This window comes from Weizmannia acidilactici (assembly GCF_008974225.1).
Taxonomy (GTDB): domain Bacteria; phylum Bacillota; class Bacilli; order Bacillales; family Bacillaceae_C; genus Weizmannia; species Weizmannia acidilactici.
In genome coordinates this window covers 1-23,750 of the sequence record NZ_BKZR01000015.1, presented here as the reverse complement: position 1 = coordinate 23,750, position 23,750 = coordinate 1, and the positions used below count along the sequence as shown (strand labels likewise).

Below are 23,750 nucleotides of genomic sequence, written 5' to 3'. Positions count from 1 at the left end.
TTAGGCCTTCTTCAAAAACCGTGATGACCATTAATTCTTCCCGGTCATGAGATATGGCCCGATGTTCAGTGACCCTTCTTGTCATTTCCAATCACATCGGTCGTGCGCTCACCGCGTCTTACTCGTTCCAGCTGTTCCGGAGTTAGATACCAGATTGTAACCTTGCCGGGGCGTTTGGCTCTCCATCCGGTGCTGGTTCGGAGATTGTATCTGTCCTCAGGATCATGTACGTATGTTGCAGTCATTTATATCACTCCCAGAGCTCATATTTTTTCTATGTTACGTTTCTCGTGCTTTAAATTGTTTTCCTTAAAAACAACCTTTGGATTGATACCTTTGCTTTTAATGCCCTTTCGTGCGGCGTCATTGTCGGCTTGGTTGCCGCTTCTATCAAGTCCATTCCATTGTAAACGCGCTTCACAAAGCAGGTATAAGAAATGCCGTTTTTCCTTGCCATCTCCACTACATCTTTAGGATATTTTCTTTTAGACTCTGAAGCATGAGCAGCAAGCTTTTTCTTATCTACAAGTGGTGCAGAAACTGCGCGTTCTATTTCCCATCCATTTCTGATACGATAATGGAATGTATGGTAATTTATCCCATTTTTTTTAGCGATTTCAGCCAGTTTCTTAATCGACGACTTCTTTCGTGGCTTTTCTGAAATAGCTCTTTCTTTATCCCATCCAAGCTCGCGAATCCTTTTTTCTAAAGTTTTGCGGCAAATCCCATTCTTCGCCGCGATCTCGTATTCTTCCGGCGTGATGTAGTAGTCGTATACGTTCACTGTATCACTCCTTTAGTTCTACAAACTGTCCATTTTCGTATTTTAGAAGCCTGATGGAGACATCATACTTATACTCAAATAGCTTGCGTTTAAGCTTAAATACAGCCGTCAACGGAGCACCTTTAATGTCGATCACTTCCACCGTTCCATCGTTCTTAATGACCTCAAAGTCAGCCACATATTCTATCTTTCGGTATGTCTTTCCGTTCTTTATGAATTGTTCTTGAAGTAAGTATCTTGGTTGTATCTTAAAGTCCTTGATCTGCTTCGCTTGTTTAAGCCATTTCAGCTGTCTGTAGTAAGTAGCTTCGGCAAGTGAATCGAACCATACGCCATCAACTTTTGTTTTCTTATTGCGGTACTTATTTGGCTTACGCTTGCGGTTTAGCCGTCGAAATTCCGCTGCTGTCATCCGTTCCATTAGCTTCATCCTTTGCCTTCTGTTTCCTGTTGTATTTCTTAATAACGCCGTCAGCAAACAGCTTGTCCAATTCCTGCTTATGCTGAAGTTTCCACATTCTCAATGTCCAAAGAGATAATCCAACTTCCGTGGCTATTTCAAAATCCCTTAATCCTAGATTTCGGTAATAAACATATATTGGGATGCTAAGGCCTTTGAAATCAAACTGTTTTCTTGCTGGCTTGTGGTTTTTAGCTGTTGGGTCCAGCCTATTCCCAAGCTCACGGAGTTCCGCATATACCTTACAGTCAGTGCAGGCAACAGCGTGATCCAAATTATTGTTTGGACATTTCCGGCATTGCATATCTAGCAATCTACCAATCTGCTGATTGATGATGTGTTTTTCGGTGCGTGTCACATGACATCACCTCAATATCCAGTTTCCTGCCGTTCGTGATTTTCCGCATTCTTTTTCATGTACGCTTCTTCGATTTGGTCCCAGGTGAATCCAAGACGTTCACCCAAATTGAAAAAGATATAGCATACCGTTCTAAACGCTGCTCTTCTCTTAAATTTATCGTTAGAACTAATTCGGCTAGTCCAATACATCAGTTCTATAAAAACATCCACTGTTTCGCCTTCCAATTCCCCATCCCAGACGTATAAATCCTCGGCTTTATACCCTAATTCAATGGCGATGGATAAGATGAAATGCAGGCAATCCACGTATTCTTCTAAAACCCGATTAGGCAAAGTTCCCTCACCTTCACATTGTGGACATAACTTTTGTCCAACTTCTCCATGGCCCAAATAAATATCTACATAGCCATCATCACAACCACAATAACCGCCAAATCTCGGCTCTTGGTCATGTCTCCAATACTTAAACCCGCGCCATTCCTGTGCTAATTCGCCTAATTCCACTTGCAGCGCCAATATCTTCTTCGCCAGCCGATCTTCTCCCTCTTGTCTTGGATGCTCTTTTTCAATGTGTTCATCTAGTTTCTTTTGTGCTTCAAATAATTTTTGTAGGTTCATTTCCTCCAATGCTTCTTTTGCTATTTCACCAGAATCTCCATCTTTACGAAAGTTAATTACATAATCCTCATGGACTGGATATTCATCACAATTATTTTCATCCGCATAAAGTTTCAGAGCTTTTTCATAACGGTTAACTTTTTCCTCAAGTTCTAAAATACGCGCCAAAATATACTGATCTTTATTTTCACTGGACATCTTCAAAAGGTCCTTGATTGTTTCGTTCATTTCTGGATAGGTATTTATTCCATTCACCAACATTTCCATCACCTCATTGATTTTGTATTTTTTGCATGGTCAAAGCGTACACTAGGTCGTGATATGATAATTCTTGAATTGATTTACCTGCGAATTCACGAATATTTGCTTTTTCGAGTTGGCGGAGTAGGTGGCTCCGCTTTAACTCGGATATTGTGGCATTTGTCATGGTTTCATCCTACTTCCTTTCTGTGATCATCAAGGTATTGATTAAACATCAGCAGTCCGTAAATTACGGAATCAACATCATATTTCGAAACGATTTCCCGCTTGTATATTTCCTTAAGGTAATAAGCCTTCATCTGTTCAAAAACGGCTTGTCCGCTCATTCTTCATATCTCCTTTCTAGTGGCAAGAACTTGCTATATTCTTTCACGAATGCCAGCTGTACCGTGCCGACAGGGCCGTTTCGTTGCTTCGCAATATTGATTTCAACAATGTTCTTTGCGTCTGTATCGCGTTCATAGTAATCTTCGCGATACAAGAACATAATCATGTCTGCATCCTGCTCAATGCTCCCAGAATCGCGTAAATCACTCATCATAGGGTGTTTGTCCTGCCTTTGCTCAACGCCCCGGGAGAGCTGCGATAAGAGCACCACAGGCACATCAAATTGCCGAGCCATTTGCTTTAACTCTCGAGTAATGCTTCCAATCGCCAGGTCGTGTCGGTCGAATTTTCCAAGTGTCGTAATTAGCTGTAGGTAGTCAATTACAACAATGTGTTTTTGATCCGGATGTTTTCGCTGCGTTTTTCTGACGGCCGCCCTTATCTCTGCGACGGTTTGTGTGGATTCGTCATGGATGTTCATGAGCCACTTATCATATATCCCGATCGCTTTTATGGCCCTATCACGATCATCGTCAGAAAATGTCCGATACGGGTTTCTCCATTTGGCGCCATGGATATTTCCGATGGCGCTTAACATGCGCTGTGTCAGTTGCTTTTCCGGCATCTCCAGAGAAAATACATCGGCAACTCCGCCGGTCGCGCAGCATTTCATCGCCAAATTTAAGGCAAAGGCTGTCTTCCCCATGGAAGGCCTGGCCGCCACAATGATTAAGTCACCACCATTCAGTCCACCAGTCATGTCGTTTAAATCTTTAAACCCCGTATCAATTCCGGTTAGTTCGCCATGGTCTTCATTCATCTCGTTGTAGATTTCTATCAGCGTTTCCCGTTTGCTTCGTTCTTTTTTCAGACCGACTTCCTGCATCTCAACATAAACGCGGTACATGTCGTCTGCAGCCTGGTCGGTTTTGTTATTCAGGAAATTTGCTGCCGCTTCCACCAGTTTCCGTGTCTTGTATTGCTCCAACACGATATTTTGATAGGACGCTATATTTGCAGTAGACGGGCACGACACTGCTAAACTGGTTATGTAGGAAATGCCACCGGCGTTTTCTAAGTTGCTTCCAAGCTTGTTGGCAACAGTTGCGGTATCAATTCCCACATTTTCGCTTTGCAACTCTTTCATTGCTTTCAAAATGAGCCGGTTTTTCATATGGTTCATGTGTTCCGGTTCCAGAATGATTTCATCAATCAGTTCCGGTTCCAGAAACACGGCCCCGAGCACCATATTTTCAGCTTCGAGCGTTTCACTTGTCGGCGCGAGGCTGTTCAGACTGTCCACGTTCATCTCTTCGTTGTTTTGCAATGCGTTCAGCCCCCTCGAGTTGCCAGCTTCTGTATTTCTCTAAAAATTCGTTTTTAGGTGTTTCATAGACCGATATTTCGGATATGGAAGGTGGGAAAGGTTTATCTTTGATATGGACTTTTAGCCGGTGCATTACCTTGTTAAAGTCCATATCCTTTAGCATGTCTCCCCATAGCGCAATCCGATCGTCAGTCACTTCAAACCTTGAATAAGCCGCGTTAATTGTTTTTAAGATTTCTAAAATTTGATTTTCATCCATTAGCTTCCCTCCTTCAGAAAAGGCAACTTCCCTTCACGCTTGAGGCGTTCCCATCGTTCCTCAAGCGTTTCTTCTTTTTTCGGCCTGTACTCCGAAAAAGGAACAACGTTGTTTCTTAACTTCTGGTACATATCCATGATGTAAGGCTCATAGTATTTGATAGACGATATTTTGCCGTTAGGATTTCTCTTGTAGTAATCGTCATGTTTGGCTTGCATCCATGTGACGATTTGTTCAACTTCTACATCCAGTTCAGCCATTCGGTTTATACAAGCAATATCATCAGGATTAAGAATGAGTCCTCCCCCAAGATTTAAAAATGCAGACTCTATAGCAGCATACTTACTTTCCTTTTCTTTTCTTTGCTTTACTTTACTTTGTGTACTTTCTGCGGCGTTTCTGTCTGGTTTCTGCGGCAGAAACTCATCAGAAACTGGGGAAGAAACATCATTTTTTGATAATTGATACCGCTGTTGCATCTTTTTTCGCTTTTCAACCACTACACCTGCCCTGTTTTTTATCCCGGGCGATGTTAAAACCTTCCTGCTTTCGTATGCCTCACGGTCAAAACATTTCCTTTTGAGTGCCGACTCCAGCATCTGCTCGAATTTCTCCACAGAAACCCCTACTTTTCTGCTGAGTATCTGAATAGTTTCTGCGTCAGAAATGTCGAGTTCAAATTCTGCGGTGCGGTAAATTCTTTCCAGTAAGATGAAATAAAAAGCATATCCATCATTTCCGTAAAGCAATCGCAAGGCCTCAATTTTTTCGTCATTTACTGCGTCTGTATCATGCGGGAAATAGTCCATGCCTTCTTTTTTTGGCCGAGCCAAAGTTTTTCACCACCTTGTTTTTTGTTGGTTGCCTCCTCAAAAAGAGGAGGCACCTTTTTATCAGAATGGAAATTCATCATCATTGATCTCAACCGGTTCAGCATCATCAAAAGGATTTTGTTCCTCTTGCTTATCAGTTTTATTCGCTTCATTTTGGACCGGCGTTGACTGTTCCTTTGGTTGCTGTGCTCTTTCTTGTTTTTGATGTTCGACTGCTTCAAACATGATATTGATAGCTTTCTTGATTACTGGTTTCGTACGATCTTGCTTAACCAGCCATTGGAGATAAGACTTGTCCGACAAATAGATTTCTTTCAATGTTTTCCCTTTGAACTTTCCGAAAGTAAGTTTTGTTGCTCCTGCTTCTTCCGGCGTCATCGTTTCAATCTGTTCTGTTTGGAGATAGTCCTGTAAATCTTCCATATCCTGTGTAAATACTTCTGATAAACTGGCAATAGTTAAAGTTGCATCAATCTGTGCGCGCTTCTTCGCCATTTTCAAGCATGTATTGGCGAGCGTGTACGGATCCTGATTAACATATTTTTTCTCGCGTGTGTTGCAGTGGCCGACACCTTCCGTGATTTTCATTCCATTTTTAAAGATTGTGCAGCGAACAGTGAAAGCAAAAAATCCTTTATCATAGTCCTGGATGCGTTCCGTCACCTCATATTCGCTTGTAACGCCAAACAACATCTGAATTTTTTCAGCACCCGGTTTCAAGAGTGTCGGCTTGTCGGTTCCCGGGATAATGCCGTAGTCATGATTTTCCTTTAAAGTGTTTTGGACAACCTTTTGGAACTGCTCGATCTTTGCCAATGTGGTTTGTACTGCGCCAATATCAACCGTGTCGATTAGTGATAAAGAAGCATTTTGCTGTGCTAATGCATGTTCAGCCATTTCAGTCCACCTCCACTGAAAATTTGATTTGTTCAGGCTTGATTTCAACGCCGTCAACAATCACTCCATTTTCGTCCACGGCTACTTTCTTTCCATCTGCTTCAACGATCCGCAGTGACTTTTTAAAGTCAGCCCATTTTAGTGAAGGCTTGATGTAGGCATCCATTCCATTTTCAACCACATGCCGTAAAACAGCCTTCTCGTTGGCTTTTTCCGGCTGTTCCTTAACTTTTCTTGCTTTGGCTTTACCATATGGAGTAGAAAGTGTCTTTGCTTTCGGGTCTTGCATCAAAACCTTTGCGTGGTAGGCACTGATCAGATCCTCGAAAAATTCTTTGCTATCTGCAATTGATTTCTTTTCAGCCGTTTCCCACTCATCTATACGTTGCTTTTCAGCTGCTGCAATGGCTTCAATTTCGGCTTCTTTCGCTTTTAAAGCGGAAAGCTTCCGGAAAGCCCATGTCAAGCTTTCCAGGCTCGTAATTTCAAAGTGTTTACGTTTTTCCGTACCGGCTTCTTCCCATGCCAACAATTCTTCAGATTGTAAAGGGTTCATTCATTGTCACCTCTTGATTTAATTTTCAAAGACCAGTACAATAGATTAAAAGCAATGTTCGTAATTACCAGACTTCTGTTAGCGCAGGAGTTTTTATTGTGCCGTAATGAATCTGGCCTGCAGTACTTCCTCAACATATCGATCCCAATTTTCCAGCAGGACCGTTTCACCATCAATCTCAACTACATCATCACCAACAAGGATTTCATCGCCGAAGTAGTCATCTCCCCAGTGTTCCGGATGTGCCACCATGTTTGGATAGCCTGTCCGTAGCGTTCGTGTGATTTCCGGATGTTCCAATCCATAGTTGATCATCAAGATACACACTCCTTCCTGCTTTTATTTTGCAGTTCCGCGTCTGTTTCAAATAAGGTTAGCGTTCCTTCCCTGTTCAAATCTGCAGTTAGAATAACGTTTCCATCCTTGTGCAAATCAGCTTCTAAAATTGCGATTCCAGTAATGTTTCGGTCGATTTCCTGGTAAAATTCCGGGTCCTGGTCAGAATCTGTTTGCCAGATGACTTTCATGATCCCGTTCACATGAATCGTTATATTGTCAATTGTGTCAGGACCACGCCATTCCATTTGGTCAACCGGATAGCATCTGCCGTGAACATTGAATATTGGTTGCCTGAACACTTTTTTCCCTCCCTTCCGATGGATAGCGTCCATCATCACGGTCAGGATCCGGAGGGGGAAAGAGTGGGCAGTTAAGGATCCTGACCATGATGACAGGCACTAGGCCTATCATTTGCGATGTGGTAAAATAGAGGTAATTCCAACATCTGCAGTGAATTAAGTGCTCGCTTAGTTCGCTGCTTTTTCTTTTTGAGCGATTTCAACCAGTCCATTGACGATCGCTTTGATGTAAATCTCCCGGAAAGCCTCGTCAATAACAATGTATTTTTCAAGTTCCTTCAGGATGATTTCAGCCTTTTCATAGGCGTTCATTTCAACCATTCCTCCAGCAACCATCTTCCAATTAAAACGGACGGCAGAAATATTGCAGCAAAGAGTAGCTCACCCATTACTCGTCCTCCTTATAGATTTTCAGCACCATTTCCACCGTTATGCCACGTTTCGTAAGGTCCTGAATGAGTTGATTTCTACGGTCGATCAATACTTTTCTTTCGGCTAATCTTTTTAATTCCCGGATGCTCCGAAGTACATCTTCCGCACGTTTTTCTGCCAGTTCCAAATCGTTTTCCACAACAGCAGCTAACATCCTTTCATTACAATTCCAAATGCACCTTATATGCTCCATAACCTTCTGGTGATCCTGCTTTAAATAAGCTCCATCTAAGTTCATCAAATTCGCCTCTCACTTCGTAGTTTTCTAAGTACTTTCTTTGTTTCTTCCATTACAGTAAAACCATAATCTCGTTCCAATATCATGAGCAGGTTGTCGATCGTTACCCGAGCCTCGATGAGCTCATGCATCATCCGTCTAACATCCTCCCGTTCGCCCTTTGAGCATACGTTCGGAGGCTTGGCCAAGGAAACTTCGTCGATGATACGGAGTGCATCCTTTATCTCTGCTTCTGCGATTTCTTCCAACACCATACGGTGCCGTTCAACGTACGGTCCTCCCATAACCGGGCTTGCCAGTCCTTCCGAAAACTCATGCAGGATTGATTGCTCGAATTCATAATTTTGATAGGTCTGTATGGCATGACGTGCGACATCTTTACTCATGGTACGCGTTCCTTTCGTTTGCTTGTTTACCAGTTCATATGACTGGTAAGTGTCTTGTGCGATTTGTTTCTGTGTTAGTCCTTCTTGTTGCAGAATCGCCAAGGCTTCTTGCACCTTTGCAGATTCTTTCATCAGTTTCCCTCCTGTACAAAGTTCTTGTTTATTCTGGACATCAGAAAACAGTAAGATAAAACTAGAACGATGCAACACTGTTTTCCTGGGCAGCAATCCATTTATCGATTGATTCCCGCGAAAAGAAGATGCGTTTCCTAACTCGGAAAAATGGGATCTGCTTTTCACGGACCATGGTATAAATTGTGTCTGGGTGAACACCTAAATAAGTTGCAACTTCTTGGACTGTTAGGGTACTGTTACGCATTTAGACCACCGCCTCAAATTCTTTTATTAGGAGTTCGGCAATTTTGATTTGGCCTTTCCCGGTAATTAAGGTCGTGAGCTTCTCGACGTCACCTTCCGTACGGCTTACAATGGTCGACTTCACTTCAAACAATCCTTGTTCCAGGTAAATTTGTTTCGGATTGTTGTGCTCCCGACCGCCGGAGATAAGATAACCATGTGATCGCAGCCACTCAAACAATTTATTACGTCCGATGTTGATACCGTGTTTGTCATACAACATTTTGGCAAAGGCTCCAATGCTAATTGCGCCGGTTGAATTGGAAACGACTTTTCCAAAGCTTGTATACGGTAGGTCAGCTTTTTGCTGTTCGATCAATTGATTTCGTTCCTGCTCGGCCTTAACTCGTTTTGCTTTTTCTTCTTTGAGATTGGTAAGTAGTCCGATCAGGAAGTCAGGATCACTGATTGTTTTTTCGAGCGTTTCTGGTGTCATGTATGCGCCATGTTTTCGGATGGTTGGGATAACTTCAATTGCGAGCCAATCTTGAAATTTTTCAGCAAGTTCATTTGATGCCTTAAAAGCTAATTTATAAACAAGTGGTTCTGGGATTAAATCTCCTTTTGCCACTTGTGGCAAATCTTTAGGTAAGTAACTATTTACACGTTTCCATCTAACGTAGGTTTTTCCGCCTACTTCGGTTGTAATCCCTAAACAAATAGCAACTTGTTCAGCGTCAAATAAAATTTGACCATTCTCAATTTTTGCAGATACCTCAAATAGTTCGTTTTTAAAGGTTTGCAATTGGTTCATCAAGAAGCCTCCTTAGTTGGGTTTTTAGGGTTCGAGGTTCTAACTTTAGACAAGAAACTTATCCAAAGTTTCAAAGTGTGTTCTTTACTCGTTTTATAGATGAACTTGCACCCATCTACCTCTTCTTGTTTGATTGGTTGTTGCATTAGTTGTTTCATTCCGTGCACCTCCTTCTGGTGTACTCGCCTTCCCTCCACCAACCGCATACAGCGTCGAGTCGTCGCAGTGACCATCACATGTATTCTGGCGCGGCTCCCCTGAAAAAAGGATCGTGGCTCGCTCCCGCTCTTCGGCGCTCTATGCGGCTGTGGAAGGAAAACTTTAGTTTTCCATATGTGGAGAATTATTTAATCAACTAACTTCTTTCACTCCAGAATGTTCTTTTAAGGAACATTCATTTTCAAAAAAAAGTGTCCAATCGAAATGGAGAGTTTTAGCAACTTTTTTGGCAACTAATACGCTTGGCGTTTTCGTACCATTCTCAATATGTGTATAGAAGCTCCTTGAAATTCCTGATTTTTTGGCTACTGCGGCTTGTGTTAGTTTTTGAGCAATACGCTTTTGTTTTAGCCAAGTTCTCAAACGCCTCACCTCCTATTTTATGTTCCTTTAAGGAACATCTTGTGATTTTATTATATGTTCCTTTAAGGAACATGTCAACACTAAATTTATACTTTTAGGAACTTTTCTTTGAAGTTTCTTTCGGTAACATTATAATATCCTTAAAAAGTAAGAAAAGATGTGATGCTATGAGTGAGGAAATGGATATTTTCGCCAAAAGACTAAGATATTTAAGAGAACGAAAGAAAAACGAGGATAGCAAGTATACCCAAGGCTACGTTGCCGATTTAATTGGAGTTGCACGAAGCACATATACAGCTTATGAAAATGGAACTAAACAACCACCCATTGAAACTGTTACAAAAATTGCTGATTTATTTAATGTTTCAACTGATTACTTGGTCGGTCGAAGCAATAAACCGAATACTATTCCGAATGATCTGCACCCATTGACAGAGAAGGACGAGAAAGACATCGCCAAACGTATGGCTAAAATTAAAGAAGATCTTAAAAGGGCTGATGGTTTGAACTTTGCTGGAGAACCAATGAGTGAAGAAGCGATCGAATCATTATTAGAAGCGATCGAATATGCAGAGCGAACCACTGTCAGGGTAAACAAAAAATACACCCCGAAAAAATATAGAAAAGATAATGAATAATTTTTGGGGGTGCTCTAATTGGATTGGATCGAAAGAACAGTAAAAAAGTTAGTAAAATCTTGTAAAACCAACGATCCTTATGAAATAGCTGCTCAAAAAAATATCAATGTCATTCAATGGAATTTGCACCATGAGATTATGGGGTTTTACAAATACATTAGAAGGAATAAATTTATTTTTATAAATTCCAATTTGGATGAGGATATTCAAAGATTTGTTTGCGCCCATGAATTAGGTCACTCTCAATTACATCATCGAGTGAATACGCCATTTTTAAAACAGTCTACTTATTTTTCAGTTGATAAAATTGAAGTTGAGGCGAATTTTTTCGCCGTACGCCTTTTATTATCCGACGAAGATTTAAAAAGTTACGAAACTAAATATCAAGTTTTAAGGGAACATGGAATTCCACTAGAAATGGAAAGGTTTTTATAGTTCGAGGAGAATATATATGAGAAAATTAATTATTTCATTAATGATATTATCTGTAATTTTATCAGTGATGGGTTGCGGTAATCCTCAAGCTCAAGCGACTAAACACCATGTAAACTATATTACGCCAACTGAGTATAAAAATTTGAAAATAGGAATGACAAAAAAACAAGTGATTAAGGAAATAGGAAAGCCAACGAAGAAAGACCCTAATAATAGCAATATGTGGTATTACAGCATTAAACATAAATTAGCAAAAGATTCTTATGTAATTCTTACATTTGACATGGGGGATGATATTAACTCAAACGCTTATGTGTTGATAAGGAAAGAACAACAGGGACTTTTGACAGCTTATGACACTTCTGTCGATCAATTTACTGGCAAAGATGCAAACGACGACGAATCGAATACAGCTTCTTCCGATTCCAACTCGGATACAGTCGGATCAGAAACCATGAAAGGTGCATCCAGCAGTGCCGAGTTAAAATCAACCGCTAAAAAAGCAGATAAAGACAATGTAAAAACAGCTTATATAAAAGATAAAATTGCGGTGATCGAATTCAAAGATGAATTTGAAACGAGTGAGAAAACCATGCTCCAGAATTTCGCTTTATACAGTACTCGACTCATGGAAAAAGAAAAAAATAATTCGAATGTAAACGGATTTGCTTTTATCCGGGACACGAAATTCGAAGATAACAAGGGGAATGAAAACAAGGCAACAGCGATCATTGCTTATTTCACAAAGAAAAACGCTAACTCAATCTCATATGGGAACTTCCAGCAGCTTGTCGATCTCGACCCATATAAATTTTATAATGCTGCAAATGGATATTTCATCAATCCATCAATCTATAAAGATGTGAAATCTTACATGCATGGATTGTCTGCTTATAAAAATTCAAGCGACAATAAATTGTCAGATGATTTTTCAAAAGAATTAGCATCTTATTAGTTTCCAATTTATGGGCTATAAAAGCATACTAACTTTTTTGAATTTATAGGGGGGGATTAAGAAATGAAAAAAGGTTTATCTGGATTCTTAGGAATATTGGTTGTGATTTTCATCATTGGGGTAATTATCGAGGCAATTAAGGCGCTTTTTACTCATATCTATGGCGTCTTTTTGATTTTAGCATTTGCTTCTTTCGTTCTAATCTTTGTTGGGATATTTAAACCTACTGTTGCTTTTTGGTCGAAGAGAAAGACAAGGAAGATAGCTAGTATTGGTTACCTTATCTTGACAATTGTTTTTTTACTCCTGACCGGTATCTCGGCGCCTAATCAAGATACGGCTTTCAAAAAGAATGATACATCTACCCAAACAGCATCTACTGAAACGCATAATGCTAAATCTAATGATTCGATAAATAAGGATAAGGATAGTTCGGATGATAGTAAAATTAGCAAAACAGTTGCTTCTCCTTCTGCTCATTCAAGCGATAAAAAAGAAACTGCTAAACAAGCATCTAAGACTGATACAAAAAAATCATCTCCCTCAAATCAACATATTGTAACGCTTGTTGAAACGGTTGACGGAGATACAATAAAGGTTAATTATAACGGAAAAGTTAAAACAGTTCGTTACTTGCTCATTGATACGCCTGAGGAAAAGAAACCGGGTACCTGCGTCCAGCCATATGCCGTGAGTGCCTATAACAAAAATAAACAATTGGTCAACAGTGGCAAGTTGACACTGGAATTCGAAACAAACGGAGATAAATATGACAAATACGGGCGGCTGCTTGCCTATGTGTATGTAAATGGAAAATCGGTGCAGGAAGAATTGCTGAAAGACGGTTATGCCCGGGTAGCTTACATTTATAACCCGCCATACAAGTATCTATCAAAATATGAAAGAGATGAAAACGTCGCGAAAAGCAGGCATCTAAACATATGGTCGCAAAATGGATTTGTAACTGATTCTGGATTTAATGGATGCGCAAAATCATCAACAAACAAATCTTCAGGCACATCTGGTTCTGGAACGACAAAACATTCAACAAGTTCTCGAACTTCCGGCAGCTCTGCAGACACGAGCACACCATCTTCAGGTGGCACAGAAACATTTGCTAACTGTACAGAATTAAGAGAAAAATATCCAAATGGCGTCTCATCTTCAAGTCCGGCATATTCAGATAAACTCGATCGTGACAAAGACGGTTATGCATGCGAGAGATAATAAAGGCCCTGAGGGGCTTTTCTTTAGAGCCTTAAACAGAACATATGTGCTTAATTTTGTACAATTTCAAGAAGCTTTTTGGACAAAATGGAGGTAATTTGATATGTCACATTGGCGGAAACGTGGTGATAATTCATTCTTACTTGTCCTTGAACTTGGACGCGATGCAAAAGGAAAAAAGATTAGAAAACATAAAACAATCCGGATTGAAGACCCTAAACTTTTAAGGACTACAAAACGATTAAACGACTATTTGAATGAACAATTGGTTATTTTTAAAACGCAAGTAGAAGCTGGAGAGTACATTAAGCCGCAAAAAATGTACTTTAAAAATTTTGCTGAAGACTGGTACGAAAAATACGTTGTTCCAGAACTTGGGATCACAACTGCTAAAAAATATCGATCTCATTTAGACAATCACATTATTCCTTTTTTTGGCGAAATGAATTTCGAACAAATTAAGCCGATTGATATCGTAAACTTTAAAAATCACTTGAGGGATCCGAGCGCGAGAAAAGATGGAAAGAAAATACCATTATCTGACCGTACCATTGCGGACATTTATGCAGTATTGGAATCACTATTTTCGAAAGCGGTAGCTTGGAAAGTTATAGAAGAAAGCCCACTTGCCAGTGAAGAGAGGCCAAAATTTGAACAGAAGGAAATGAAATTTTATGAAGGAAACGAAATCATCCAAGTTATTTCAGCAATGTATAATGAGTTATCTGATATGTGGAGGTTGTTTTTTCTCGGTGCAATTATTGGCGGCCTTAGGCGCGGTGAATTAATTGGTCTGGAATGGTCTGCTGTGGATTTTGTACATAATGGACTAGAAGTTAGGCAAAATATCCCGATGACAAAAAATAGAGATCCGGTAATTAAAGGTACCAAAAATAATAAAAAAAGATTTGTACCAATGCCAGATTGGTATATGGAAGAACTAGCAAAGTATAAAATGACCTGGGATCATGAAAAAGATAAACTTGGGGATGCTTGGAAAGGCGGTGAGCATGAATTTGTTTTCCATGGGGGGGTTGGCAAACCGCTTTATCATACAAGTCCAACAACACAGTGGAGAAGATTCGCAAAAAACAGAGAGGATTTTAAATATGTGCGTCTTCATGATCTCCGCCATACGATGGTTACTTATCTGTTAGAATCTCATGTTAGCCCGAAACTCATTCAAAAACGGGCTGGACATTCTTCTGAAAAAGTAACGAATGATATTTATGGACATGTGACCAGCAAAATGAATAAGGAAGGTGTAATCCAATTTGAAAAATTGAATCCGAAGAAATTTGGGCAACAAATGGGCGACAACAAGAAAAATGGGTGACCGTAACGGTCACCCGAAAATAATAAAAACCCTTGATTATCAAGGGTTTTAAGCATGGAGCATAGCGGATTCGAACCGCCGACCTCTACAATGCGAATGTAGCGCTCTCCCAACTGAGCTAATGCCCCGTATGTAAAAGCTTTTTGTTTTTTTCGCTTTTCATCAGCGACAATGTTATTATACAACGTATTAAATGATCATGCAACTATTTTTTTAAAAAAATATTTTTCACCCGCGTTTTGCTTTTTCAAACTGTTTTTCCCCGTCCTTTCCAGGGAATACTACCTTAAATACTGGATAAGGAAGTGGGACGGATGTTTCACCTCTTTTATGATCGTTTTCTCCGCTGGCCAATGATTGTACGGATTTTAATGTTCGCACTCACATTGATTTTCGCATTTGGGCTGACCATTCATTTTGTCGAGCCGAAAACATTTCCAACCATATTTGACGGTGTCTGGTGGGCGGTGATTACAACCGCGACTGTCGGTTACGGGGATTTGTACCCGGTTACCTTTGCAGGCCGCCTGATCGGCATTATCCTTATTTTATCAGGTGCCGGTGTGTTATCTGCTTATTTTGTGGCGCTCGCCGGTGTAACGGCTACAAGGCAAAATGCTTTCTTGGAAGGAAAAGCGGCTTTTACGGGAGAGAAACAAATGGTGATCATCGGATGGAATGAACGTGCGCGGAAAGTGATCCAGCAGCTGCTGGAATTGAAACAGCGGCAGCCCATTGTTTTGGTGGATGAAACACTTGAAGCCAATCCCTACCCTTATGACAATGTGTATTTTATTAAAGGCAAACCGTACCAGGATGAAATATTGAAAAAAACGAATATCGAAGCTGCAGAGGCTGTGCTGATTACGTCTGATCAGCACAAAACCGAAACCGAAGCGGATATGGGGGCAATTTTGACGCTCATTGCCGTAAAAGGGTTAAGCCCGGATGCTTATTGCATCGTTGAAATTCAAACTGCGGACCAGGTTGTGAATGCAAAGCGGGCCGGCGCGGATGAAGTGATCCAGGCGAATACACAGGCGAGCTTTGTCATGCTGAACAGCTTAATTTCAAACGGCATGTCGGACACGCTTCTGTCGTTATTAAATCAGCAGCAAAAGAATCATTTGGACTTTATTCCGGTTAAACCGAAGTGGCGAAATATGACAGTAAAAGATTTAAGCCGAAAGCTCCAGAAAGAACGAAAAATTTTAATCGGCGTCCAGTCGGAAGACGAAACGATTATTAACCCACCGCTTGATTATACGATTACCAATGAAAAGCAATTGTTTGTAGTGCTGGAGAAAGAGAAATAAAAGGGTTTCCTGAAAGCCACAAGGACAGGCTTTCAGGAAGCTTCGTTTTTTGGGAGCAACGTATTATGCCTCTGCCCATTTGTAACCTTCTTGGCGGACGCTGATACGAATTGTCTTTTACACTGCTGAAAAAGAATACTTTTACATACCGGCATAGCGCCTTTGTAAAGACCATCTCGATTCCTATCCGAAACGGTCCTTAGTACTTTTCTAAAGTCCGTTTTGCTCCCTTTTTACCTGCAAATGGGCTTGATCAGAGCATTTTGCCCTTCTTCAAACCTTTTTAAAGAAAAAGGACCGTCCCACGTCCATGGGACAGCCCAGCTGCACAACATGCATTATTTCAAACGTTTTTCCAGTTCGGCTTTCATGTCTTCGTAACCCGGTTTGCCAAGCAAAGCGAACATGTTTTTCTTGTAGGCTTCTACCCCCGGCTGATCGAACGGGTTGACGCCGTTTAAATAGCCGCTCACTGCACATGCTTTTTCGAAGAAGTAAACGAGATAACCGAATGTGTAAGCATCCATTTTCGGAATCGAAACGACAAGGTTCGGTACGCCCCCGTCCGTGTGTGCGAGCAACGTGCCTTCGAACGCTTTGTTATTCACGAAGTCAACTGTGCGGCCGGCCAGGTAGTTCAACCCATCGAGATCGTTTTCTTCTTTATAGATCGTCAGTTCTTCACGCGCCTGTTCAACTTTTACGACCGTTTCAAACAAGTCACGGCGGCCTTCCTGTACGTATTGGCCGAGCGAGTGCAGGTCGGTTGAGAAGTTTGCGGAAGATGGATAAATGCCTTTTTGGTCTTTCCCTTCGCTTTCGCCGAATAATTGTTTCCACCATTCAGCAAAGTATTGCAGACCTGGTTCGTAGTTGATCAGCATTTCAATCGTTTTGCCTTTACGGTAAAGGATATTGCGGACAGCCGCATATTGGTATGCAATGTTTTCGGATACTTCCGGATTTGAGAAATCATCGACTGCTTTTGCCGCGCCGTCCATCATCGCTTGGATGTCCACACCGCTTACTGCAATTGGAAGCAAACCGACAGGCGTTAAAACGGAGTAACGTCCGCCGACATCATCCGGAATGACGAATGTTTCGTAGCCTTCTGCATCCGCCAATGTTTTCAAAGCACCTTTTGCACGGTCCGTTGTTGCATAAACACGGTGTTTTGCTTCCTGTTCTCCGTATTTTTCAACCAACAGTTTGTTGAAGATGCGGAAAGCAATTGCCGGTTCGGTGGTTGTCCCTGATTTCGAAATGACGTTGATGGAGAAATCTTTGCCTTCCAGAACATCCATTAAATCTTTCATGTAAGTGGAGCTGATGCTGTTTCCGACGAAGAAAATTTGCGGCGTTTTCCGTTTTTCTTTCGGAAGAACATTCATGAAACTGTGGTTCAGCATTTCAATCGCAGCGCGGGCGCCAAGGTATGAGCCGCCGATCCCGATCACAAGCAGCACATCCGAATCATTTTGAATTTTTTCCGCCGCTTTTTGGATGCGGGCAAATTCTTCTTTATCATAGTCTTTCGGCAGGTTGAGCCAGCCGAGAAAGTCATTGCCGACGCCGGTTTTTTCATGTAAAAGCTGATGGGCCAATTTAATCGGTTCACTTAAGTATGTAATTTCATGTTCGCTGAAAAAAGCGAGCGCTTTTGAATAATCAAATTGAATATGCGTCATGTCCATATCCTCCTGTAATCAATTTACCAACTTCCACTTTATCGAATCTTTACCCTTTTATCAAGGAATGTAACGAATTTCTCACATTTCTTGCATGCATAATGTTCACCAGTTTGCGCCATCCTATTCCTGTACATTGAACAAGGAGGTAAATACATGAGCATTGTACAAAGGGTTGCTTTAATTTTCACGATCATCGGCGCGATCAACTGGGGCCTTATCGGTTTTTTCAATTTTGATCTGGTGGCGACCATTTTCGGCGACAACTCCGCTTTATCCAGGATCATTTACGGCATTGTCGGCATTTGCGGCCTGATCAATCTCGGCCTTCTTTTCAAACCGGATGCCGAAATTGAACGCTCCACCCAGGCGAAACCGACACGTTGACAACAAATCACTTTTTAAAAGGCAGTGCGGAAAGCCTGCCTTTTTTCATTTGCAAAAAAGTGAATTTTTTACGTTTTTTTCCTTTACGTCCGCTTCTTTTTTCATATAAAATATGGCTATACAATGTAGTGGGGAAGTGTGCGCCTTGGAAGTGCAGATTGTTCAGAAACACGCATTTAACGCTATCGGCGGCAAATGGACCGGTACGTTTGAGCAGGCGGCAAGGGGAGAGATTAGGAAATTTTTCCATGCGTTCAAACAAAAAATGGGAAAAATCCGCCATGTCCTCCATCCGGACGTGATCATCGGGTTGTCTTACCATACGGACGAAGACGGTGTTTTCTCATTTTATCTTGTCCAGGAAGTAGCATACATAGAAGCGGTTCCTGAAGGCATGACATCCCTGACCGTACCCGCTTATACGTTTGCGGCCGCAAAATATAAAGGAAGCGCAGTACAGGAAGCGTATGCCGATTTGTATAAATGGATCAAGCAAAACGGCTATACAGTGTACCAGGGACAGCTGGAACACCGGGAAGATTACCCGGCATCATACCAGCCTTTAAGCGATGAACCAAACCTTACCATCCATATACCCCTATATGTGGAATAGTCCGCGGCATGCCGGGGCTTATTTCCGTGAAACGCTCCGGCACAGAGCAATCCGCTTCCGTTTTCAGGCATAAACAATCCAATCCGGACACGTATATGCCCGGACCTGTCCGATTATTTTTTAATTAAATCTTCTCGCTGCGATTTTTCGATCCACTCTTTCAGTTTATCGCGCAATGTATTGAATCCTTCTCCTTCTTCGGCAGCTTTTACAGCACCTTGGCGGCGGCGCGATTTTCTCGCTTCAGTTTTCGGAGGTTCTTCCGTTGCTTTAATAGAAAGGCCGATTTTACCGTTCTCTTCGTCCACCGACAGCACTTTGACTTTGACTTCATCCCCCACATGGACATAATCATGAATATCTTTTACATAACCGTGCTTGATTTCAGAAATATGAACGAGACCCTGCGTTTCTTCATCCAGCGCCACAAACGCACCGAACGGTTTAATTCCTGTCACTTTCCCTGTATATACATTTCCAGCTTCATAATTTGTTGACATGCAAACACTCCTAATACTAATTTTCTCCTGTTATACGCAATAAGACATTATACCACAGTTGGAAAGAAATGAAAACCAAAGTTCAATTCTGTTTTTAACATTCTTATCATGACCATGTTTAAAAAATGTTCAAAAAATTACTTCCGCCCGTTGTTCTTTCATATGCTACAATAAAAGAAAAAAGATAGATTTTTCACGAAAAATGTTTCAATATTGATTTCAACAAAGGGAGGGAGTCTTTTGAATACCTTTGGCGAGAAATTAAAATTTTACCGTGAACAAAGCGGGATGAGCATCGAAGAATTGGCCGTGAAAGCCCGGATCGGGAAAAATACACTCGAGCAATATGAAAAAGGAGAACAAATCCCGACGACGCAAACGATATTAAAACTCTCCACTGTCCTGGATGTAGCCGCTTCCGTTTTTTTGGAAGCCCTCGGAAAAAAATAATTTTCAAAAAGAGGTTTAAACCCCTTCCTTTCCGGTTATGCTAATACTACAATGCTTTCTATTTAGTGAGGGTGACTTTTGGAATCCGCACTATCATAAGTATTCCCCCTTTTTTATTTTGGCGGGCCTTTTGATAAGGGCCCTTTTTTATGTTGATGGCTGCGAGCTGTAGATGCAAACGAATAGCAGAAAAAAACAGCGCCCTTAGATTGTCTAAAGGCGCCGTTTCCATTATCTTTTTGGGAAACCCCTGTCATACTGGACCGGCACGCCAGGATCTTTACCGAGCGCGATCCCGGCTTCTAATGCCCAGTAAGGATTGCGCAGCATGCCTCTGCCGACAGCGACAAGGTCTGCTTCTTCGTTTCCGATTACCGCATTGGCAAGTACCGGGTCATCCAAACGGCCTACCGCAATAACAGGCACATCCAAAGCCTCTTTAATCTGCCTTGCAAGCGGCACCTGGTAGGCAGCATGCGTACCCGGGCGCCCGGCTGCCGCAATCTGTCCTTCCCCGCCCGCGCTGATATGGAAAATATCAACGCCGGCCGCTTTATATTCTTTCGAGAAAGCAATGCTTTCCTCAATGCCGTAACCGCCTTCGACATATTCACGTGCGGAAATGCGCATGATGAGCGGCATTTCTTCCGGCATTTCTTTTTTCGCCGCGGCAATGACTTCTTTTCCGAACAAAGCGAGATCCTGGCCGTATTCATCCGTTCTTTTATTTGTGTAACGTGACTGGAACTCGTGGATCAAGTAGCCATGTGCGCCGTGCAGTTCGATCGTATCAAACCCGGCTTCTACGGCGCGCCTTACTGCAGCACCGAACTTGCCTATGATTTCCTTAATCTCTTCTTTCGGCAATTCCTTCGGTGTTTTGAAATTTTTATCAAACGGAATCGGCGACGGCGCAACCGGCTGTTCTGCATCCTGTGCTTTCCTGCCGGCGTGCCCGATTTGGATGGCGACTTTAGCACCGTACTGGTGGCACGCATCCACAATTTTTTTTAGAGCAGGAATCTGTTCATCAGACCACAGGCCGAGATCGTTATCGGTAATTCTGCCATCCGGTTCCACATCGGTCATTTCAATGATGATCAGGCCGGCACCGCCGATCGCGCGGCTTACATAGTGGACGTAATGCCAATCGGTCGCAATCCCGTCCTTCTTTTCAACGGAATATTGGCACATTGGCGGCATGACGATGCGGTTTTTTAAGTCAAGCGATTTCAGCTTGTATGGGGTAAATAAATGTTTCATTCCAAACAGCTCCTTATGTCTGTTATTTTTACACACGGTTGCATATGAAACGGACAAATCACGGGAAAATTCCGACCCCACTATATCAAACAAAAGTTTGAAACGTCAAAAAATGCGCTCAAGATGCTTGCGCTTTCACTATTTCCGCCAATTGTGTTAAAATGATCATACGCTTACATTAATTTTGAATGGAAGAAGGAATGATGTATGGCCCAAACGATTCCAAACTTAACATTCCATAACGGCGCGAAAATCCCACAGCTCGGTCTTGGCGTTTTTCTTGTGAAAGACGAAGCTGAATTGAAGACTTCTGTGAAAACTGCCCTGGAAGTCGGCTACCGCCATATTGACACCGCGATGATCTACGGCAATGAAACATATGTCGGAGAAGCAATCCGGGAAAGCGGTGTGGACCGGAAAGATATTTTTATCACTTCCAAATTGTGGAACTACGACCACGGCTATGAGGAAGCGAAAGCGGCATTCCAGGCGAGCTTGGACCGTCTCGGCACAGATTATTTGGATTTATATTTGATCCACTGGCCGTCCGCAAAATACATCGAATCTTGGAAAGCAATGGAAGAGCTTTACCATGAAGGCAAAATCAAAGCGATCGGGGTTTCGAACTTCCAAATCCACCATTTGGAAGATTTGATGGCCCATACCGACATTGTGCCGATGATCAACCAGATTGAAACACATCCGGAATTCCCGCAAAATGAACTACATGAATTTATGAAACAGCACAATATTTTGCACGAAGCTTGGGGCCCGCTCGGCCAAGGTAAGCATCATCTGCTCGAGCAGCCGGTTTTGGTTGAACTGGCAGAAAAATACGGGAAAACCCCGGCGCAAATTGTGCTGCGCTGGCATGTGGAACGCGGCATTGTTGTCATTCCGAAATCAGTCACCCCGAGCCGGATAAAAGAAAACAGCGAGATTTTCGATTTCTCCCTGACACAGGAAGATATGGAAAAAATTGCGGCATTAAATAGCGGAAGGCGTTATGGAAGGAGCCCTGATGACCAGAAATTTTTGGAGGAAACTTCGGTGCGCCCGGAATAAGCGGATCAGCAGCTGTCATGGGACAGCTGCTTTTTATTTTTTGTAGTACTTTTTGGCTTGCGATACAGTTTCAAGCTTCGCCGCCATTAACTTTGCAATGGTGCCCCTGCCTTTCTCCCTTTCGCTGATTTCTTGCGCCTTTCCGCCGATTTTTTGGTGGTATCGATGATTTTTCCGAGCAATCCGCTGATTTTTTCGTAGTTTCCGCCGATTCTCCGGAACAAGATGGGCAATCGGTTTAAACTTTCAAGATCAACGCGGTCTTTTTATTATTTTACAAAAAAAGCTGCTTCTCTTCCCGCTGCTTTTTCTTTTCTTCGCTGATTTCTTGCGCCTTTCCGCCGATTTTTTGGTGGTATCGCTGATTCTTCCGGGCAATCCGCTGATTTTCAATTAGTTACAGCTGATTCCGGAGAAAAAGGCAGGCAGCCGATTATTTTTCCAAAGACTTTGCATCCAACTATTCTTAAAAATCATCAGAATAGACGCATATTTCAGAGGTTGCTATACTGGTTATGAAAATGAAAGGGGCGAAAGAAATGCTAAATACCATTCCTGAAATCAAGCTGAATGATGGAATGACGGTACCGGTCATTGGATTCGGCACGTACAAACTGAACGGGGCGGCCGGCGTCAATGCCATCATCAGCGCGATTGAAGCGGGTTACCGCCTGATTGACTCAGCTTTTAATTATGAAAATGAAGGTGCGGTTGGTGAGGCAATCCGCCGCTGCTCCGTGCCGCGCGAACAACTGCGGGTCACCTCGAAACTCCCCGGGCGGCACCATGCGTATAATGAAGCCGTTGTGACCATCCAGGAATCGCTGTACAGATCAGGATTGGACTATTTTGATCTTTATCTCATCCATTGGCCAAACCCGAGTAAAGATTTATATGTTGAAGCTTGGCAGGCTTTGGTGGATGCGCAAAAATGGGGGCTCGTCCGCTCTATCGGCGTTTCCAATTTTTTACCGGAACATTTGGAACGGATCATCAAAGAGACCGGGGTGGCGCCGAGCATCAACCAGATCGAGCTGCACCCTTATTTTGCGCAGGAGGAACAGCGCGCCTGGCATAAGGAACACGGTATTGTCACTGAATCTTGGAGTCCGCTTGGGAGGGCGAACCGCCTTCTGGAGGACCCGACCATCAAAAAAATCGCCGATGCCCACCAAAAATCGGTTCCGCAAATTATTTTGCGCTGGCATATCCAGCTTGGCGCCCTGCCGCTCCCGAAATCGGCATCGCCGGAACGCCAAATTGAAAACTTGTCCATCTTCGATTTCTCGTTATCTGACGAAGAAATGCGGACCATTACCGGCTTAAGCCGCCCGGATGGCAGAACTTTCGGGCAGGATCCCGCTGTATATGAAGAATTTTAGATTTCGCTGAAAAATGCCTGGCTGGGGCCCAAACCACTAAAAGAACCATTCCAAAATAAAAATCGGCGAGCTTATTCGAATTGTTCTTTTTAACATCCTGGCCGGGGCCTTGCTCTATTTTAAAGTTAAGATCTTCACGGCGGTGCAGAACAGACCGGAAATCCGCCGTATAATCGAGTAGGAGGAGGTGACTAGCCCCCGTCCTCTCACACCACCGTACGTACGGTTCCGTATACGGCGGTTCAACCAAATAAATGGCGCTTGTCACAATACTTTTCATACAGGCTTTTCAGCCCTTGGTGATTCCATTAGGAGTTACCAAGGGTTTTGTGTAATATTGGACTTTTAGAAATTCGCCAATATGCT

General features: G+C 42.3%; 32 protein-coding genes, 1 tRNA gene and 1 pseudogene. 11 read left to right on the top strand and 23 right to left on the bottom strand.

Annotated features, from left to right (window positions below):
* Window positions 1–295 precede the first annotated feature (295 nt).
* The 19 genes and pseudogenes from GBH70_RS07400 to GBH70_RS07325 all read right to left on the bottom strand — a co-directional run bounded on the left by GBH70_RS07400 (window position 296) and on the right by GBH70_RS07325 (window position 10,129).
* The gene (locus tag GBH70_RS07400; RefSeq protein ID WP_151680443.1) at window positions 296–784 is read right to left on the bottom strand and encodes a hypothetical protein; all 489 of its coding nucleotides are present in this window, start codon (window positions 782–784) and stop codon (window positions 296–298) included.
* A 7-nt stretch (window positions 785–791) separates the two neighbouring features.
* Window positions 792–1,196, bottom strand: a pseudogene (locus GBH70_RS07395) (DUF1064 domain-containing protein); the annotation flags it as partial.
* Window positions 1,156–1,602 carry a hypothetical protein gene (locus GBH70_RS07390; protein WP_151680442.1) on the bottom strand — a complete coding sequence of 149 codons (447 nt, stop codon included), beginning with the start codon at window positions 1,600–1,602 and terminating at the stop codon, window positions 1,156–1,158. The gene GBH70_RS07390 and the pseudogene GBH70_RS07395, both read right to left, overlap by 41 nt.
* 11 nt (window positions 1,603–1,613) lie before the next feature.
* Window positions 1,614–2,222, bottom strand: a complete 609-nt coding sequence (locus tag GBH70_RS07385; RefSeq protein WP_151680496.1) for a dUTP diphosphatase — start codon at window positions 2,220–2,222, stop codon at window positions 1,614–1,616.
* A gap of 431 nt (window positions 2,223–2,653) precedes the next feature.
* Entirely contained in the window at window positions 2,654–2,809 is a 156-nt protein-coding gene (locus GBH70_RS16710; protein WP_172968287.1) for a hypothetical protein, read from the bottom strand.
* Window positions 2,806–4,137, bottom strand: a complete 1,332-nt coding sequence (gene dnaB / locus GBH70_RS07380; RefSeq protein WP_308696979.1) for a replicative DNA helicase — start codon at window positions 4,135–4,137, stop codon at window positions 2,806–2,808. Before dnaB ends, GBH70_RS16710 begins: the two co-directional genes overlap by 4 nt.
* Window positions 4,079–4,396: a replicative helicase loader/inhibitor gene (locus GBH70_RS07375; RefSeq protein ID WP_151680441.1), complete on the bottom strand. Its 318-nt coding sequence runs from the start codon at window positions 4,394–4,396 to the stop codon at window positions 4,079–4,081. Before GBH70_RS07375 ends, dnaB begins: the two co-directional genes overlap by 59 nt.
* Entirely contained in the window at window positions 4,396–5,229 is an 834-nt protein-coding gene (locus GBH70_RS07370) for a DUF4373 domain-containing protein (RefSeq protein ID WP_151680440.1), read from the bottom strand. The genes GBH70_RS07375 and GBH70_RS07370 overlap by 1 nt, the downstream gene beginning before the upstream one ends.
* A gap of 60 nt (window positions 5,230–5,289) precedes the next feature.
* Complete coding sequence (locus GBH70_RS07365; protein WP_151680439.1) at window positions 5,290–6,126, bottom strand: exodeoxyribonuclease X C-terminal domain-containing protein; 837 nt, start codon at window positions 6,124–6,126, stop codon at window positions 5,290–5,292.
* A 1-nt stretch (window position 6,127) separates the two neighbouring features.
* Window positions 6,128–6,682 (bottom strand): host-nuclease inhibitor Gam family protein, encoded by a 555-nt coding sequence (locus GBH70_RS07360; protein ID WP_151680438.1) that lies wholly within the window; start codon window positions 6,680–6,682, stop codon window positions 6,128–6,130.
* 93 nt (window positions 6,683–6,775) lie between these two features.
* Complete coding sequence (locus tag GBH70_RS07355) at window positions 6,776–6,997, bottom strand: YqaI family protein (RefSeq protein WP_151680494.1); 222 nt, start codon at window positions 6,995–6,997, stop codon at window positions 6,776–6,778.
* Window positions 6,997–7,320, bottom strand: coding sequence for a hypothetical protein (locus tag GBH70_RS07350; RefSeq protein WP_151680437.1), 324 nt, complete (start codon window positions 7,318–7,320; stop codon window positions 6,997–6,999). Before GBH70_RS07350 ends, GBH70_RS07355 begins: the two co-directional genes overlap by 1 nt.
* Before the next feature lie 168 nt (window positions 7,321–7,488).
* Complete coding sequence (locus GBH70_RS16705; protein WP_172968286.1) at window positions 7,489–7,632, bottom strand: hypothetical protein; 144 nt, start codon at window positions 7,630–7,632, stop codon at window positions 7,489–7,491.
* Between the two features lie 76 nt (window positions 7,633–7,708).
* Window positions 7,709–7,990, bottom strand: coding sequence for a hypothetical protein (locus tag GBH70_RS07345; RefSeq protein WP_151680436.1), 282 nt, complete (start codon window positions 7,988–7,990; stop codon window positions 7,709–7,711).
* Entirely contained in the window at window positions 7,990–8,508 is a 519-nt protein-coding gene (locus GBH70_RS07340) for a hypothetical protein (RefSeq protein WP_151680435.1), read from the bottom strand. The genes GBH70_RS07345 and GBH70_RS07340 overlap by 1 nt, the downstream gene beginning before the upstream one ends.
* Window positions 8,509–8,569: 61 nt before the next feature.
* A complete protein-coding gene (locus GBH70_RS07335; protein WP_046721488.1) occupies window positions 8,570–8,755 on the bottom strand; it encodes a helix-turn-helix domain-containing protein in 186 nt (61 codons plus the stop codon).
* Window positions 8,756–9,547 carry a phage antirepressor KilAC domain-containing protein gene (locus tag GBH70_RS07330; protein WP_151680434.1) on the bottom strand — a complete coding sequence of 264 codons (792 nt, stop codon included), beginning with the start codon at window positions 9,545–9,547 and terminating at the stop codon, window positions 8,756–8,758.
* Entirely contained in the window at window positions 9,547–9,705 is a 159-nt protein-coding gene (locus GBH70_RS16700) for a hypothetical protein (RefSeq protein ID WP_172968285.1), read from the bottom strand. The genes GBH70_RS07330 and GBH70_RS16700 overlap by 1 nt, the downstream gene beginning before the upstream one ends.
* A gap of 193 nt (window positions 9,706–9,898) precedes the next feature.
* Entirely contained in the window at window positions 9,899–10,129 is a 231-nt protein-coding gene (locus GBH70_RS07325; protein WP_151680433.1) for a helix-turn-helix transcriptional regulator, read from the bottom strand.
* 185 nt (window positions 10,130–10,314) lie between these two features.
* Here GBH70_RS07325 and GBH70_RS07320 point away from each other — a divergent pair, with 185 nt between their 5' ends.
* The 5 genes from GBH70_RS07320 (at window position 10,315) to GBH70_RS07300 (ending at window position 14,720) form a co-directional block, all read left to right on the top strand.
* The gene (locus tag GBH70_RS07320) at window positions 10,315–10,767 is read left to right on the top strand and encodes a helix-turn-helix domain-containing protein (RefSeq protein ID WP_308696990.1); all 453 of its coding nucleotides are present in this window, start codon (window positions 10,315–10,317) and stop codon (window positions 10,765–10,767) included.
* An 18-nt stretch (window positions 10,768–10,785) separates the two neighbouring features.
* Complete coding sequence (locus GBH70_RS07315) at window positions 10,786–11,202, top strand: ImmA/IrrE family metallo-endopeptidase (protein ID WP_151680432.1); 417 nt, start codon at window positions 10,786–10,788, stop codon at window positions 11,200–11,202.
* A 16-nt stretch (window positions 11,203–11,218) separates the two neighbouring features.
* Window positions 11,219–12,157 carry an outer membrane protein assembly factor BamE gene (locus tag GBH70_RS07310; RefSeq protein WP_151680431.1) on the top strand — a complete coding sequence of 313 codons (939 nt, stop codon included), beginning with the start codon at window positions 11,219–11,221 and terminating at the stop codon, window positions 12,155–12,157.
* Between the two features lie 447 nt (window positions 12,158–12,604).
* Window positions 12,605–13,384: a thermonuclease family protein gene (locus GBH70_RS17585; RefSeq protein ID WP_443098251.1), complete on the top strand. Its 780-nt coding sequence runs from the start codon at window positions 12,605–12,607 to the stop codon at window positions 13,382–13,384.
* Between the two features lie 103 nt (window positions 13,385–13,487).
* Window positions 13,488–14,720: a tyrosine-type recombinase/integrase gene (locus GBH70_RS07300; protein WP_151680429.1), complete on the top strand. Its 1,233-nt coding sequence runs from the start codon at window positions 13,488–13,490 to the stop codon at window positions 14,718–14,720.
* A gap of 55 nt (window positions 14,721–14,775) precedes the next feature.
* On the opposite strand, the gene GBH70_RS07295 is transcribed toward GBH70_RS07300, so the two are convergent.
* Window positions 14,776–14,848, bottom strand: a tRNA-Ala gene (locus GBH70_RS07295).
* A 186-nt stretch (window positions 14,849–15,034) separates the two neighbouring features.
* On the opposite strand from GBH70_RS07295, the gene GBH70_RS07290 reads away from it, so the two are divergent.
* Window positions 15,035–16,036, top strand: a complete 1,002-nt coding sequence (locus tag GBH70_RS07290) for a potassium channel family protein (protein ID WP_151680428.1) — start codon at window positions 15,035–15,037, stop codon at window positions 16,034–16,036.
* 338 nt (window positions 16,037–16,374) lie between these two features.
* On the opposite strand, the gene GBH70_RS07285 is transcribed toward GBH70_RS07290, so the two are convergent.
* Window positions 16,375–17,724 (bottom strand): glucose-6-phosphate isomerase, encoded by a 1,350-nt coding sequence (locus GBH70_RS07285; RefSeq protein WP_151680427.1) that lies wholly within the window; start codon window positions 17,722–17,724, stop codon window positions 16,375–16,377.
* 156 nt (window positions 17,725–17,880) lie between these two features.
* Between GBH70_RS07285 and GBH70_RS07280 the strand changes: the two genes are divergently transcribed.
* Together GBH70_RS07280 and GBH70_RS07275 are read left to right on the top strand one after the other, a co-directional pair.
* The gene (locus GBH70_RS07280; protein WP_151680426.1) at window positions 17,881–18,111 is read left to right on the top strand and encodes a DUF378 domain-containing protein; all 231 of its coding nucleotides are present in this window, start codon (window positions 17,881–17,883) and stop codon (window positions 18,109–18,111) included.
* A 151-nt stretch (window positions 18,112–18,262) separates the two neighbouring features.
* The gene (locus GBH70_RS07275) at window positions 18,263–18,724 is read left to right on the top strand and encodes a GyrI-like domain-containing protein (RefSeq protein ID WP_253693599.1); all 462 of its coding nucleotides are present in this window, start codon (window positions 18,263–18,265) and stop codon (window positions 18,722–18,724) included.
* Between the two features lie 113 nt (window positions 18,725–18,837).
* Here GBH70_RS07275 and yugI read toward each other — a convergent pair whose 3' ends face one another.
* The gene (yugI, locus tag GBH70_RS07270; protein ID WP_151680424.1) at window positions 18,838–19,224 is read right to left on the bottom strand and encodes a S1 domain-containing post-transcriptional regulator GSP13; all 387 of its coding nucleotides are present in this window, start codon (window positions 19,222–19,224) and stop codon (window positions 18,838–18,840) included.
* A gap of 240 nt (window positions 19,225–19,464) precedes the next feature.
* On the opposite strand from yugI, the gene GBH70_RS07265 reads away from it, so the two are divergent.
* The gene (locus GBH70_RS07265; protein ID WP_151680423.1) at window positions 19,465–19,674 is read left to right on the top strand and encodes a helix-turn-helix domain-containing protein; all 210 of its coding nucleotides are present in this window, start codon (window positions 19,465–19,467) and stop codon (window positions 19,672–19,674) included.
* A gap of 231 nt (window positions 19,675–19,905) precedes the next feature.
* Here GBH70_RS07265 and GBH70_RS07260 read toward each other — a convergent pair whose 3' ends face one another.
* Window positions 19,906–20,937: an NADH:flavin oxidoreductase/NADH oxidase gene (locus tag GBH70_RS07260; protein ID WP_151680422.1), complete on the bottom strand. Its 1,032-nt coding sequence runs from the start codon at window positions 20,935–20,937 to the stop codon at window positions 19,906–19,908.
* A gap of 207 nt (window positions 20,938–21,144) precedes the next feature.
* On the opposite strand from GBH70_RS07260, the gene GBH70_RS07255 reads away from it, so the two are divergent.
* Window positions 21,145–22,002 carry an aldo/keto reductase gene (locus GBH70_RS07255; RefSeq protein ID WP_151680421.1) on the top strand — a complete coding sequence of 286 codons (858 nt, stop codon included), beginning with the start codon at window positions 21,145–21,147 and terminating at the stop codon, window positions 22,000–22,002.
* Window positions 22,003–22,541: 539 nt separating this feature from the next.
* Window positions 22,542–23,384, top strand: coding sequence for an aldo/keto reductase (locus GBH70_RS07250; protein WP_151680420.1), 843 nt, complete (start codon window positions 22,542–22,544; stop codon window positions 23,382–23,384).
* The last annotated feature ends 366 nt before the right edge of the window (window positions 23,385–23,750 follow it).

Coding starts and splice junctions, on each gene's coding strand:
- GBH70_RS07385 (WP_151680496.1), bottom strand. CDS start 2,222: ATGAACCTACAAAAATTATTTGAAGCACAAAAGAAACTAGATGAACAC.
- GBH70_RS16710 (WP_172968287.1), bottom strand. CDS start 2,809: ATGAGCGGACAAGCCGTTTTTGAACAGATGAAGGCTTATTACCTTAAG.
- GBH70_RS07375 (WP_151680441.1), bottom strand. CDS start 4,396: ATGGATGAAAATCAAATTTTAGAAATCTTAAAAACAATTAACGCGGCT.
- GBH70_RS07365 (WP_151680439.1), bottom strand. CDS start 6,126: ATGGCTGAACATGCATTAGCACAGCAAAATGCTTCTTTATCACTAATC.
- GBH70_RS07360 (WP_151680438.1), bottom strand. CDS start 6,682: ATGAACCCTTTACAATCTGAAGAATTGTTGGCATGGGAAGAAGCCGGT.
- GBH70_RS07355 (WP_151680494.1), bottom strand. CDS start 6,997: ATGATCAACTATGGATTGGAACATCCGGAAATCACACGAACGCTACGG.
- GBH70_RS16705 (WP_172968286.1), bottom strand. CDS start 7,632: ATGAACGCCTATGAAAAGGCTGAAATCATCCTGAAGGAACTTGAAAAA.
- GBH70_RS07345 (WP_151680436.1), bottom strand. CDS start 7,990: ATGAACTTAGATGGAGCTTATTTAAAGCAGGATCACCAGAAGGTTATG.
- GBH70_RS07340 (WP_151680435.1), bottom strand. CDS start 8,508: ATGAAAGAATCTGCAAAGGTGCAAGAAGCCTTGGCGATTCTGCAACAA.
- GBH70_RS07335 (WP_046721488.1), bottom strand. CDS start 8,755: ATGCGTAACAGTACCCTAACAGTCCAAGAAGTTGCAACTTATTTAGGT.
- GBH70_RS07330 (WP_151680434.1), bottom strand. CDS start 9,547: ATGAACCAATTGCAAACCTTTAAAAACGAACTATTTGAGGTATCTGCA.
- GBH70_RS16700 (WP_172968285.1), bottom strand. CDS start 9,705: ATGAAACAACTAATGCAACAACCAATCAAACAAGAAGAGGTAGATGGG.
- GBH70_RS07310 (WP_151680431.1), top strand. CDS start 11,219: ATGAGAAAATTAATTATTTCATTAATGATATTATCTGTAATTTTATCA.
- GBH70_RS07300 (WP_151680429.1), top strand. CDS start 13,488: ATGTCACATTGGCGGAAACGTGGTGATAATTCATTCTTACTTGTCCTT.
- GBH70_RS07290 (WP_151680428.1), top strand. CDS start 15,035: ATGTTTCACCTCTTTTATGATCGTTTTCTCCGCTGGCCAATGATTGTA.
- GBH70_RS07285 (WP_151680427.1), bottom strand. CDS start 17,724: ATGACGCATATTCAATTTGATTATTCAAAAGCGCTCGCTTTTTTCAGC.
- GBH70_RS07280 (WP_151680426.1), top strand. CDS start 17,881: ATGAGCATTGTACAAAGGGTTGCTTTAATTTTCACGATCATCGGCGCG.
- yugI (WP_151680424.1), bottom strand. CDS start 19,224: ATGTCAACAAATTATGAAGCTGGAAATGTATATACAGGGAAAGTGACA.
- GBH70_RS07260 (WP_151680422.1), bottom strand. CDS start 20,937: ATGAAACATTTATTTACCCCATACAAGCTGAAATCGCTTGACTTAAAA.
- GBH70_RS07255 (WP_151680421.1), top strand. CDS start 21,145: ATGGCCCAAACGATTCCAAACTTAACATTCCATAACGGCGCGAAAATC.
- GBH70_RS07250 (WP_151680420.1), top strand. CDS start 22,542: ATGCTAAATACCATTCCTGAAATCAAGCTGAATGATGGAATGACGGTA.